This window comes from Niabella sp. CPT15-335-S11, from assembly GCF_058792415.1.
On sequence record NZ_JBYTEI010000002.1, the window covers coordinates 456,073 to 469,253 of the forward strand.

Here is a 13,181-nt window from a genome sequence, read left to right on the forward strand (position 1 = left end):
CCGTTCTTCAACCTTTCGCCTTCCCGACTGTGTACAAAAACAATTCAAAATTGTTGCACAACGAAACGCTGCTTTCGGAAAGGCAACGGGATTTGTTGGTTTTCGATATCACCAGACAAGTGAAGCTGGCCTATACTCAATTCCAATTCTCTTTTGAAAGGATCAAACTGCTGAAGGAACTGGACAGCGTCTATGCAAAGTTCAGGCAGCGCGCGGAACTCCGGCAGCAAACCGGGGAAACATCGAACCTCGAGAAATATGCTGCACAAAGCAGATACTCCGAGATACAATTACAGATCAGACAGGGATTGATTGATAAAAATTCTGCGCAACTCGCCATGCAACAATTATTAAACACCAGAGATGACCTGGTCCCTGCTGACACGGTCCTCATTAAAATTGCTCCGGATTTCATGATAGATACTACCCTTTCCACACACCCTCAGACTAAATTCTATAATCAACAGGTCAGTGTGGCCAACGCAGCATTTCAACTGGAAAAAAGCCGGATGCTGCCGGATTTTAACATAGGAACCACGGCCTATCCGATGCGCGGTGTCTCTTCAGCTACAGGCAACCTGGGTGTCCAGGTCGGAATGAACTTTCCATTGTTTTATGGGGCGCAAAAAGCCAGGATACGTGCCGCGAGAACCAACACGCTTCTGATGGAAACGCAGGCACAATCAGCAAAGCTAAATCTGCAGACCCAATACAGTACGCAGTACAACGAATACCTAAAACAAAAAGAGGGACTGGATTATTATGAGCAGGTCGGTAATAAACAGGCGAATGAAATCATTCGAATTTCACAAATTAGTTACAAGCTGGGTGAAATTGGGTATATAGAATATATTCAAAATTTAACGATGGCCTTCGATACGAAGATGAAGTATCTGGAGTCGCTGAATAATTATAATCAGGCTATCATTCGACTGAATTATATTAACACGGGCAATAATTAATTAAATAAATGAACAGATTTTCATTTTATCCGCAACAAATTTTTATCTTTTGCAGGCACTGCAAAACCTGGATTGAATTTACTTTTCCCAGACCAGCAGGCTTACCAAACTAAAACAACATAAAATAAAACACATGCGTATATCAACTAAAATACAGGTATCATTCACGCTTGTTTTCGTCATATTCACCCTACTCTTCTCTTCCTGTGGGCAGTCAAAAACGAAGAAAGCAGGTCCGGTGGAAACGACAGTCTCCGATACCACGAAAAAAGACGAAGGTATTGCTGAGATCACTGCGGAGCAGATGGCTGCGGTTGGGATCGAGTTGGGAAAAATTGAAGAAAGAAATATCGCAAGCGCGATAAAAGCAAATGGTCAGCTAGCCGTACCGCCACAAAACAAAGCTGTTGTCAATGCGCTGGTCGGCGGTGTGATCAGGAGAATTACAGTCGTTGAAGGTCAGGAGATCCGAAAAGGACAGGTGGTGGCGACCATCGAAAATCCAGACTTTGTAAAACTGCAGCAAGACTACCTGACCTCAAAAGACAACCTGGTATTTCTGTCGCAGGAGTACCAACGTCAGAAGACATTAAAGGATGCCGATGCGGGCATTGGGAAAGTGTACCAGCAAGCATCAGCCAATTATGCGGCAGAACAATCAAAACTCAGGACGCTGGAAGCGCAACTCAGGCAGATTCATGTAAATCCCGCGACCGTTAGCCGCGGCACGCTGGCCACGCTGGTCCCGGTTCTCGCTCCGATAAGCGGTACTGTCGGAAAAATCCGGTTAAGCGTGGGAACCTATACCGATGCGGCGAGCCCGATAATGGATATCGTAAATAACAGCACGGTGTATGCCGATTTGCAAGTATTTGAAAATGATATCCCCAGGGTAAGAAAAGGACAGAGAGTAGTATTGGCGCTTAGTAACCAGCCGGAAAAGGAACTTACCGGGACGGTTTATGGGATTGGAAAATCCTTGGACCCGTCGAGTAAATCGGTGGCGCTGCATGCAACGGTAAACAATGTAGCAAAATTAAGCCTTGTTGCGGGGCAGTATGTCAATGCTCTCATAGAGACGGCCAGACAAGTTGTCCCTGCCGTTCCTGAAGATGCTATCGTCAAAGCCAATGACAAAACTTATATCTATGTTTTTGAGGGGACGGAAACGGAGCCAGTAAAAAATGATCCGGTAAAGGACGGACCTGAGGCAAGAAAATTCCGGGAAAAATATCGTTTCAAAATGACAGAGATCGTGACCGGTTCAAGGGAACTGGGTTTCGTAGGAATCAAACTACTCTCAGAATTGAAGCCCAATGCGAAAATAGTTACCAGAGGCGCCTTTTATATCTATTCCAGTATGCAAAATATTGAAACGGATGATTTGTAGGACAGCCTCCGCACAAATATAAGTGTGCAATTCAAACCCATTCGGTAGTTCAGCAAAGGCCGATAATTAATCTTTTAGAAACACATCACCTGATCGATCAGTTTGTTGGCCCGGATATTCACCTGGGGAATAACCATTTGGATATTGTGATCACGCAAATAACCAGATTCTTTTATATTAAATCCCCTGGCTATGACCATATCGATATTCCGGGATGCAAGTGTTTTTGCGGCCTGGTAGCCGGAATCGTCATTTTTTGCATTTTCAGTATTCTCAATAAACAACTGCTCTTTTGTCCTGGTATCACAGATGCAAAACCAGTTTGCTTTCCCGAAATGAGACTCCACAGAGGACTCCAGGTCTTTATCCAAACAGGCAATTGCAACCCTCATAATTGTTTAATTTAATTTTTGTAAAGAGATTTGACAAAACGGGCAAATCGCTCCCGAAGACGAAGTGATGGTAAAAGTGATTCCGCAGCTTCTGCACTCATACCAATTGGCCACATTGATATTATTTTCGCCAAAATAGATTTCGTGACCTTCGATAAATGCCTTTGCAATTTTGTTCATTACACTCTTGTGCATTCTGCGTAGATACTTCTCTGAAATATTTAACATATGTGCCGCCTCTTTTTCAGAAAAGTGTGCTGACTCGCAAAGGGCCAGCACTTCGTATTCTCTGTACGAAATAACAACGTCGTCAGTCCTCCTGTTGCTCTGCATTCCCAGCGGCCGGAAACCGTTAAAGGCCGGGAACCTTTGTACATAACCATCTTTTTTGAAATATGTCATGATTCAAACTGTTTTAGCGACGTGACCGGGCGGAACAGGTGCGAGACTGATATTCGTCCGCCGCTTATATTTCCTCCACTTCGACAACCTTGGCCCAGATTTCGGCATATTGTATGACCAGGTATTTCTTATCTTCAAATTCGATTTCATTTCCGTTAAACGGATTGTAAATAACCAAATCGCCAATCGCTACTTCCGCATTAGCAATATTGCTCATGCCGGCCACCCGCGCAATATTCTTCTTTTCCCTCGCGGTTTCAGGTATGATGATACCGCCGGCTGTGGTCTGCTCCCGGACGTCATCAGTTATGTCTAAAAGTAAATTCTGGTTTACGGGTTGTATTTCTTTCATTTGTCTATTATTAAAACACAGTTAAAAATATTATCCTTTTATTGCGAGTAATTCATTGATCCTGGCCTTGTTAAAACCGACGATAATCTCACCGTCAATTTCTGTCTGGGGCACTCCCATCTGGCCGCTTCGCCTCACTAACTGTTCAGCAGCCTGCTGATCCCTTGAAATGTCGATGTCCGTAAACATAATCCGGTTTTGCCTGAGGTAACCTTTTAACGCGTTACACCAGGTGCAGGTTGGTGAAGTATAAATGGTGACATTCTTTTGACTTTTTTGCTGATTTTTGGCTTCCTGGAAGTAAACCGATTCTTCAAACAGGTTCTTATAAACGGTTTCTTCACTGCATCCCTTATAAAGATTTTTGATCTTGTCGTTGTTAAATTCTATCAGCGTGGGTACCGAGGTAATGCCATAAGCTGAGTGAATATCGCGGACTTCAGTGACGTCAGCTTCATACAAATTCAGGCTGCTGACTGTCTCAGATGCTTTTTCGAGATTTTTATGAGCACAGTCACTGATCTTGCCTCCTTTTTTATAGAGCAGTAAAAATGCTTTTTCCTTATTTGAGATTTCAGCCAATAATTGCGATAATGATTCTACTTTTTTCATCGGGATACTTTTAGTTTTAGGCGTTCACAAGGCAAATGTAACCTGTCCGGAAGGCGGCATATCGTAACTTTGATCACATTCAACTTGCAGGAATTGTCCTTCGGTCGGGTCTCAGGGTCAAAAGTCTGCCAAAAGGTTTTGCGGGAACCGAAAAAAGTTGTATATTTGCACCGCGAGGTAGAGCAGCGGTAGCTCGTCGGGCTCATAACCCGAAGGTCGGTGGTTCGAACCCACCCTTCGCAACCAGTAAGGGATGATTCTCAGGAGTCATCCTTTTTTGTTTGCCTCTATTCGACTCCAGCCCGGGAAGCAAGCTGATTTCAAATGATTGGCTACCAAAGTTTTCAGAAAAAAGCTCAAATAAGTCTATTTTGGCGCTGAGCATAACGCAGATTTATAAAAAAAATTGAATCTTTTGTTTACATTTGGTCCGGTGCCAAATGATAAAATACGATATTTAGTTCAACGGATTGCTGAGTCGGATGAAAATGAATCTTTCGACGAACTCTTTCGGCATTTTTTTCCCGGTATGTTGTCTTATGGTAAATTGCTAGTGAATGATGAATCTATTGTAAAGGATTTGATTCAGGATATCTTTCTGAAATTATGGATTAATCGGCGAACATTAGCTACAATAAGCAATCTACCGGGGTATCTTTATGTGTCATTGAAACATAATTCAGCTAATTATCTCAAAATCCAAAGAAAACGCATCTCATCTGATTCGGAAGCGTTGGGCGAATCATTTTCGATAAGCTCCACAGATCCTGAAGAATTAGTTATAGAAAAAGAAGAACAAAAGAAAATTGAAGACACCATAAATTCCTTGCCTAAAAAATGCAGAATGATTTTTAGGCTGATTAAAGAGGAAGGCTTAAAATATAAAGAAGTAGCCGGACTTCTGGATATATCGGTAAAAACGGTAGAGGCCCACATGACATTCGCCTATAGCCGAATTGTTGAATGTTTCGAAGAGCTATATCCATCCAAAACCACTACCCCCTTTTTACGCAAAAAAACTGGCAGCAAATAAAAAAAACAAAAACTAAGGGTTTTTAGGATTTCTGCACTCTTACTGAAGAACACTACGGTCACATGAGCAGGAGCCATTTCATTGAATTGTTGCGAAAAAACGAATCTGGGATCATTTCTCTTCAGGAGCAACAAGAACTATTAGAACTCATTAGTGAGAACGAGCAATTTAAAACCATTTTGGACTCTTTGAGGCTTTTAAAGGGTAAAACGTCATACTTTAACCAGGATGACTTGGAAGCGACGGAAGAGGAACTTAGCAGGCTAAAAGAAAAAATAAAAGATTATGAAAATAATCAGGTAAGATCTTCTGGTAAAGTAGTAGTAATCAAACGATTAGGACTAATAGCTGCAAGCATTTTGATTATCGTTTTTGTGGGATATTGGTTTTTAATGTCAAGAAATGGCTTAAAGAATCCCGGAAATTCAAAATTCGAAAGCGTTTTTACTACTAAACGCGGATCAAAATCAACTTTATTACTGCCAGATGGATCAAAAGTCGTTATCAATTCAGCATCCAGACTGGTATATGATAAACATTTCGGTGAAAATACTAGAGACGTATATCTGGAAGGAGAGGCTTATTTTGACGTAATCAAAAATGTAGGACGCCCTTTTATTGTACACACAGAGACAATGGACATTAAGGTCTTAGGAACAGCTTTCAATGTGCGGGCTTATAAAAATGAAATAAATACGGAGGCAACTTTGGTGAGAGGGGCTGTAGACGTGCTATTAAAAAATAAGAATAATGAAAAAATCACTTTGTCCCCGAATGAGAAACTGGTAGTTCAGAATTCCTACTCCACAAGAGATACATCTGGAAAAACAACGGGTAATATACCTCAGTTTTCGTTGTTGAAAATCGTCCCAAGTACAATTGATTCCGGAATTATCGAAACCCAATGGACCAAAAATAAATTAAAGTTTGAGCAGGAGAAATTAATAGATATGATCCCGATTTTGGAAAATTGGTATGGAGTGAAATTTAAAATTTCTCACACACCAGTTTTACAGCGAAAATTCACTTGCACGATCGAAAACGAAAAACTCGTTGATGTATTAGAATCCTTTCGTCTGTCATCAGGGTTGAGATATAAGATTGATAATGAGAGCGTTACAATTTATTAAAAAACAATACTAATTTAAACTACTTGCAAATGAAAGAAACTTGAGTACCCTACCAACAAAATGGCGGAAAATGCTTGTAACATATTCCGCCCACGATAATGACTTTAAAAAAATTGCCACCAGCAATATTCTATCATCAAAATCTTAACGAATTTATGAAAAAGATTGATTGCCTTGCTGTTTTTAGGCGGGGAAATTTGATTATCAAATACATACTGATAATGAAGCTCACTGTTTTTCTAATATTTTTAACTTCCTTCCACTGTATTGCCATTAATAGCTCCTCACAGAAACGAATAAACCTGGATTTAAGAAACAAATCGATTATTACTGTTATCAAGGCTATAGAACTTGATTATGAATACAGGTTTTTTTATACAGATAGCGTTGCGATGAACAAGCAGAAAGTCGACTTGTATGCCAAAGATGCATCTATAGACTATGTCATGCAACAGTTACTGCACACTACCCAGTTCTCCTATAAAAAAATAAATGATGGTTTTTTTGTCATTATCGGCAAAAACATCTTTGCTGATTTACCCATACGAGGCAGCGTAACTGATAATCTTGGCAATCCTATTGCCGGAGCAAGTGTCATTGAAAAAGCAACAACAAACGGAACCATCACTTCAGAAAATGGAAGTTTTTTATTAAATGTAAAAGATGATAACGCGGTGTTAGTTATTTCAAGAGTAGGTTATCAAAACATTGAAGTAGCCATTAAAGAAAACACCAACCCCTCTATTGTTCTTACTTCTATCGATCAAAAAATGGAGGAGGTGGTTGTTGTAGGATACGGATCCCAACGAAAAGTGGACCTAACTGGTGCAGTATCGTCTGTATCCGTAAACGATATGACAAAGAGACAAGTCGCCCAGACTTCGTTAGCACTACAAGGATTAATTCCAGGCGTTTCAGTTACACAAAGGAGCGGCCAGCCTGGGGCAGACGGCGGCACTATTAGCATTAGGGGAAAAACCACACTAGGAAACAATAATGCCCTTATATTGGTTGACGGAATCGAAATGGGAATTAATAATATCGATGCAAATATGATCGAGTCGATTTCCGTGTTAAAAGATGCCGCTTCGGCGGCGATCTATGGCTCGCGTGCAGCCAACGGTGTAATACTTATTACAACGAAACGAGCTAAGGTTGACAAGTTCAGCGTCTCATATGATGGGTATGTTGGAAAACAGAGCCCCATCGATTTGCCTCACATGGTGAATGCGATTGATCACATGCGGATGACTAATCAAGCTTACACAAACCTCGGTAAGTCCCCGTTATATTCAGAGGCATATATCAGTGAGTATATAAAAAATATGGGGACTGACCCAGATAAATATCCCGATACCGATTGGATTGGGCAGACCTTAACGAACAATGGGTTGATTCAGAATCACTATGTTACCTTAAGTGGCGGTTCAAAACGAGTACGAACAATAGCAAATATCGGATACCTGGATCAGAATGGAATTATTGAAAATTCAAATTTCAAAAGATATACAGTCCGTTTGAATAACGATCTCGAAATATCCACCAAACTTCGTGCGCAGATAGATGCTCACCTTGCGATGACAAAGCGGCTTGCTCCTTCCCGGGGCGACGCCTTCCATTGGATGGGCAGGATTCCAGCTAATCAGGCAGGAAGACTTTCAACTGGCCAATGGGGTGAGGGTTGGAACGGTGATAATCCTATAGCATTTACCAATGACGGAGGATTACAAAAAGTAGATAACCCTTCCGCGACGCTCAATTTTAAGTTGATCTATAAGCCAACGGATTGGTTAACCCTGAATGGAAGCTATTCTCCTAATTATTACGAAACCCATTATAATTCCTTTGCCAAAGTCGTACAAACATATAAGTATGATGGCTCACCTTATTACCGAGCCCCTCAGAAAAGTTCACTTGTTGATCAGACAGACAGATATATGAGAAACCTCCTTACCGCAACCGCAACTTTTGAAAAAACATTTAAGGAACATGGCGTAAAGTTGCTCGTGGGGTACCAGCAGGAAGATTTAAAGAATACCGGTTTACAGGGTTATAGAGAGAACTTTCCGTTTCCTGATTATCCAATCTTAGGCGCAGGTGGAGAAGATAACCAAAAGGCTAATGGGTGGGCCTCTGACTGGGCCTTACAATCATATTTTGGAAGGTTAAATTATGACTTCCTTGATAAGTATCTATTTGAAGCTAATATCAGATATGACGGATCTTCAAGATTTGCAAAAGGACATAAGTGGGGAGTATTCCCATCTTTTTCCGCAGGATGGAGAATTTCCGAAGAATCTTTTTGGAATTCCCTGAAAGATGTGATAAGCGATCTTAAGATCCGCGGATCATGGGGACAGTTGGGTAATCAAAATATAGGGAATAATTATCCTTTTTCTTCCGACCTGAATCTCGGGCTGAAGTACGTATTTAATAAACAGGTTTCTTCAGGCGCAGGAATAACAAACATGGCTAATCCATCCATTACCTGGGAAACAACTACCGTAACTAATATTGGCATGGATTTGACGTTCTGGAGGAAAATTAATGTGACAGCCGATTATTATAAAAAATTGACAGATGATATTTTACTCCCTTTAAATATTCCTTTAATTATTGGGATGGGCGCGCCACAACAGAATGCCGGGAAAGTTGAAAACAGAGGCTGGGATCTGGGCATCATTTACAATGATAATATCAAGAAATTTAACTATCGCGTTGCCTTTAATCTATCCGATGTTAGAAATAAGATCATTGATATTAAGGGAATAAACGAAACGGGGTTAACAGTTAACAGAGAGGGGCAGGAGATGTATTCCCTTTTTGGATTGGAAGCAATTGGCTATATCCAACCTGAAGACTATGATGCCTCCGGCAAATATTTGTTCGCGACCCAGTATGGCGCCTTTGGACCAGGAGACATTAAGTATAAGGATCAGAATGGTGACGGCGTAATTAATTCATCAGACAGAGTCATTATCGGAACGACTATACCCAGATATACCTTTGGCTTCTCATTTTTTGGAGAATACAAGAACATCGATTTAAATATATTATTACAGGGCATCGGCAAAGCTAATGGTTACCTCTATGGGCAAGGTATCCAGACATTCGTTGAAGGTGGTACTGTTCAGGAGCAACACAAAAATAACTGGACGCCGGAAAACAGAAATGCGAAATTCCCACGACTTGCTTTTAATGAAACAAATAATATGCAGAATTCGTCCTTTTGGATGAAAAATGCAGCTTATATGCGTTTAAAGAATATTCAGGTAGGCTACACTCTCCCCAATTCTCTTTTATCAAGGAACGCTGTGAACCAATTACGGTTGTATGTAAGCGCTGATAACCTTTTCACCTTAGATCGCTTCTGGGACGGATTTGACGTAGAAGCTCCGGTGGGAAATGGGGGATTTTATCCTCAATTAAAAACTATAAGTATGGGGGTAAATGTGAAATTTTAAAACACATAAACGTAAAAACAATGAAACAATTAACAATATATTTTTTGGTGACTTGCGTTTGCCTTTCCTGTTCTCGTTATCTGGAAAAGTATCCTTTAAATGCGCCCTCAGATCAGACTTTCCTGGCAAGTGAGACCGAAATGAATATGGCACTCGCTGGTTGCTATACCGCGCTTTGGACAAATCATGAAACGATGACATTTTTCCTGGCATTAGAAGAAGCGTCCGATATTGGATATGATAGAAATACTAATGCCCTGCAATCAATTGCCCAGGGATCAGCGGACGCCACAAACGGAACCGCTCAAAATTATTGGGCCTCGTTTTATCAGGGAATCGCCAAATGTAATTATCTGATACAAAATATGCAAAGAGGAAAAGCTTCCGTAGCCGACGCCACTTATAATCGAATCAAAGCAGAAGCCATGTTTTTGAGGGCGCTGTATTATTCCTATTTAATTGAATTATACGGAGATGTTCCCTTGGTAGACAAAGTACTAACACTAGAAACCTCCCAACAAGCCAGAACGCCAAAAGCTCAGATAGTAGACTTTATTTTAAAAGAATTAACCGAAGCGGCAGTTAACCTGCCAGTTGCTAACAATCCAACATCAGGTCACGCAACTAAAGGTGCAGCCTTGGCTATTAAAGCGAGGACGGCACTATATAATGAAAGGTGGAACGACGCAATCTCGGCCAGCTCGGAGGTAATGAAACTTGAAGGAAGCCAATATAGTCTTGAAAACAGCTATCCAAAACTATTCAGGGACGAAGGTCAAAATTCCAAAGAGATTATCTTTTCCGTTCAATACCTTATCGGTACCCAAGTGCATTCATTGTACCGTCTCTTCGGCTCCAGAAATGCTCTTGCACACACAAATAAAAAACCTGCTTACCAGCTCGCAGATTCCTGGGAATGTACAGATGGGTTACCAATCGACAAGTCTCCGCTATTCAATCCCAAAAAACCTTTCGATAATCGTGACCCCAGACTTGGCTATACGCTCGCGGTACCTGGTTCTGAGTTTCTGGGATTTCAGTTTGAAACACATGGCGATAGCCTGATGTGCTGGAATTATCTCACAGGAAAACGAGTCAAAAATCTAGAAGCAACACATGCTTATGCAACTTTTACCGGGTTATGCTGGCGAAAATATGCAAACGTTGAGAACAGATTAGACATGAATAACTGTGAGACAAATACGATCCTGATCAGGTATGCTGAAGTCCTCCTAACGTATGCTGAAGCTAAAATAAAAGCGGGCCAGATTGATGAATCCATACTGGCCGCGATAAATAAAGTGCGCCAACGACCTTCAGTTAATATGCCCCCCCTTACTACGCTGGATCCAGAAAAATTGTTACACGCGGTCTACAGAGAACGCAAATATGAATTCGCAGGTGAGGGGCTACGCCTGTTTGACATAAGAAGATGGAAAATAGCGGAAGTTGTTATGAACCAGCCTCTATTGGGCCGAATGAAAAAAGCCTATCCAGACAAAGCTCCCAGGATTGATGATTATGGTTCGGCATTTTATGAAGGGATCCCGATCGCAACTCAAGGCGAATCTGCAGACTTTAAAATGAGGCTTGTAGACCGAAGAGTTTTTAATAAAGCGAAAGATTATCTGTGGCCGATTCCTTACATTGAAAGACAGACTAACCCTAAATTGACACAGAATCCAGGTTGGGAATAATTTCAAGAACATTAAAATGATCGTTGTATGAATTTCAGATATTACATTTTATTATTTGTATCATTATTACTATATAAGTTAGATGCCGTTTCTCAAGGGCAGAAAACCTACGATATTGTAGTTTACGGAGGTACGTCCGCCGGTATTTCTGCCGCTATTCAAAGTTCCAGAATGGGTAAAAAAGTGGCATTAATTGAGCCAACCAATAGGATCGGAGGCCTGACAACAGGTGGCCTTGGCCAAACTGATATTGGGAATAAGTATGTAATCGGGGGGATTTCACGGGAGTTTTATCAGAGGATCCGCCGATTTTATGATAACCCCAAAAACTGGAAATGGCAAAAACGAGAGGAATACATGGATGACGGACAAACAAGGACGGAAAAGGGAGAAGATGCCATGTGGACTTTTGAGCCATCGGCTGCGCTGACGGTTTACAAAGATATGTTAGCATCAGAAAACGTCGAATTGATCTATAATCAGAAATTGAACCGAAAAAATGGCGTGAAAAAAGATGGAATTCGTATCGTTTCTATTGAAATGGAAAACGGGATCGTTTATTCAGGCAAAATGTTCATCGATGCTACCTATGAAGGTGATTTAATGGCGTCCGCAGGAGTAACTTACAGTGTAGGACGGGAGTCGAACCATGAATTCGGAGAAACCTTAAATGGGGTACAAGCAAACAAAATTGGAAGAACGCTTAAATGGACGATCTCTCGAAATGGATTTAACCACAATTTTATAGATCGTGTTGACCCGTATAAAATTAAAGGTGACCCTAAAAGCGGGCTATTACCATATATCAAGAATGGCAGACCAGGCGTCGATGGTGAGGGCGATAAAGATATTCAGGCGTATTGCTTTAGGATGACCTTGACCGATCACCCTGATAATCGAATACCTTTTAGAAAACCCGCTAATTACAATGACTTGAATTATGAATTACTATTTAGAAATTACGAAGCAGCGCCAGGACCGATTGAAAAGATGTATTCTTACGGGGACCCATTAATTCCCTGGATTAATTCCCGAATGCCTAACCGTAAGACCGACACAAACAATCAAAAGGGCTTTTCAACTGATTTTATCGGTCAAAATCACGATTATCCCGAAGGAAGTTATGAAGAACGGGAAAAAATCAGACAAGCACATCGTGATTATCAGCAGGGCCTGATGTGGACACTGGCAAATCACCCAAGAATTCCGCAGAAAGTCAGGGAGGCAATGTCCAAGTGGGGAACTTGTAAAGATGAGTATGAGAATGGAAGAGATGGATGGCAACAGCAACTCTACATCAGGGAAGCCAGGAGGATGAAAAGTGATTATATAATGACCCAAAGGAACTGTGAACGGATAGATACTGTGGACGATCCAATCGGAATGGGTGCCTATGGTATGGATTCCCACCATGTTAATCGCTATGTTGATGTTAATGGATACGTACAGAACGAAGGAAATGTAGAGGCACCTGTGCCATACCCATATCCTATTAGCTACCGCTCTATCATACCAAAGAGATCTGAATGTGTAAACTTGTTAGTTCCAGTTTGCGTGAGTGCAACTCACATAGCATTTGGTTCAATACGTATGGAACCAGTTTTTATGGTGTTAGGACAATCAGCCGCTACGGCAGCGTCCCTGGCAATTGACAGCAAAAAAACGGTGCAGGACCTGGACTATAACGTTTTAAAATCAAAAATCCTTGCCGATAAACAAATCCTGGAAGTAGAAATAAAATGATAAT

11 protein-coding genes and 1 tRNA gene are annotated in these 13,181 nt (G+C 41.1%); 8 read left to right on the forward strand and 4 right to left on the reverse strand.

Going from position 1 to position 13,181, the window contains the following annotated elements:
• The first annotated feature begins 50 nt into the window (after positions 1-50).
• Both AC3WS5_RS08495 and AC3WS5_RS08500 read left to right on the forward strand, forming a co-directional pair.
• A complete protein-coding gene (locus tag AC3WS5_RS08495) occupies positions 51-962 on the forward strand; it encodes a TolC family protein (RefSeq protein WP_492466870.1) in 912 nt (303 codons plus the stop codon).
• A 133-nt stretch (positions 963-1,095) separates the two neighbouring features.
• A complete protein-coding gene (locus AC3WS5_RS08500; RefSeq protein WP_492466871.1) occupies positions 1,096-2,352 on the forward strand; it encodes an efflux RND transporter periplasmic adaptor subunit in 1,257 nt (418 codons plus the stop codon).
• Between the two features lie 74 nt (positions 2,353-2,426).
• On the opposite strand, the gene AC3WS5_RS08505 is transcribed toward AC3WS5_RS08500, so the two are convergent.
• The 4 genes from AC3WS5_RS08505 to AC3WS5_RS08520 all read right to left on the reverse strand — a co-directional run bounded on the left by AC3WS5_RS08505 (position 2,427) and on the right by AC3WS5_RS08520 (position 4,110).
• Positions 2,427-2,744, reverse strand: coding sequence for a NifB/NifX family molybdenum-iron cluster-binding protein (locus AC3WS5_RS08505; RefSeq protein ID WP_492466872.1), 318 nt, complete (start codon positions 2,742-2,744; stop codon positions 2,427-2,429).
• A gap of 6 nt (positions 2,745-2,750) precedes the next feature.
• A complete protein-coding gene (locus AC3WS5_RS08510; protein WP_492466873.1) occupies positions 2,751-3,146 on the reverse strand; it encodes a DUF134 domain-containing protein in 396 nt (131 codons plus the stop codon).
• 64 nt (positions 3,147-3,210) lie between these two features.
• Positions 3,211-3,498 (reverse strand): co-chaperone GroES, encoded by a 288-nt coding sequence (locus AC3WS5_RS08515; protein ID WP_492466874.1) that lies wholly within the window; start codon positions 3,496-3,498, stop codon positions 3,211-3,213.
• Between the two features lie 30 nt (positions 3,499-3,528).
• Positions 3,529-4,110 (reverse strand): glutaredoxin domain-containing protein, encoded by a 582-nt coding sequence (locus AC3WS5_RS08520; protein WP_492466875.1) that lies wholly within the window; start codon positions 4,108-4,110, stop codon positions 3,529-3,531.
• A gap of 171 nt (positions 4,111-4,281) precedes the next feature.
• Between AC3WS5_RS08520 and AC3WS5_RS08525 the strand changes: the two genes are divergently transcribed.
• From AC3WS5_RS08525 to AC3WS5_RS08550, 6 genes are all read left to right on the forward strand, one after another.
• Positions 4,282-4,356: transfer RNA gene (locus tag AC3WS5_RS08525), tRNA-Met, on the forward strand.
• Positions 4,357-4,525: 169 nt separating this feature from the next.
• Positions 4,526-5,143: an RNA polymerase sigma-70 factor gene (locus tag AC3WS5_RS08530; protein ID WP_492466876.1), complete on the forward strand. Its 618-nt coding sequence runs from the start codon at positions 4,526-4,528 to the stop codon at positions 5,141-5,143.
• A gap of 62 nt (positions 5,144-5,205) precedes the next feature.
• Complete coding sequence (locus tag AC3WS5_RS08535; protein WP_492466877.1) at positions 5,206-6,273, forward strand: FecR family protein; 1,068 nt, start codon at positions 5,206-5,208, stop codon at positions 6,271-6,273.
• Positions 6,274-6,371: 98 nt separating this feature from the next.
• Positions 6,372-9,737 carry a TonB-dependent receptor gene (locus tag AC3WS5_RS08540; RefSeq protein WP_492466878.1) on the forward strand — a complete coding sequence of 1,122 codons (3,366 nt, stop codon included), beginning with the start codon at positions 6,372-6,374 and terminating at the stop codon, positions 9,735-9,737.
• A 20-nt stretch (positions 9,738-9,757) separates the two neighbouring features.
• Complete coding sequence (locus tag AC3WS5_RS08545) at positions 9,758-11,434, forward strand: RagB/SusD family nutrient uptake outer membrane protein (protein WP_492466879.1); 1,677 nt, start codon at positions 9,758-9,760, stop codon at positions 11,432-11,434.
• A 27-nt stretch (positions 11,435-11,461) separates the two neighbouring features.
• Entirely contained in the window at positions 11,462-13,177 is a 1,716-nt protein-coding gene (locus AC3WS5_RS08550; RefSeq protein WP_492466880.1) for an FAD-dependent oxidoreductase, read from the forward strand.
• Positions 13,178-13,181 lie beyond the last annotated feature (4 nt).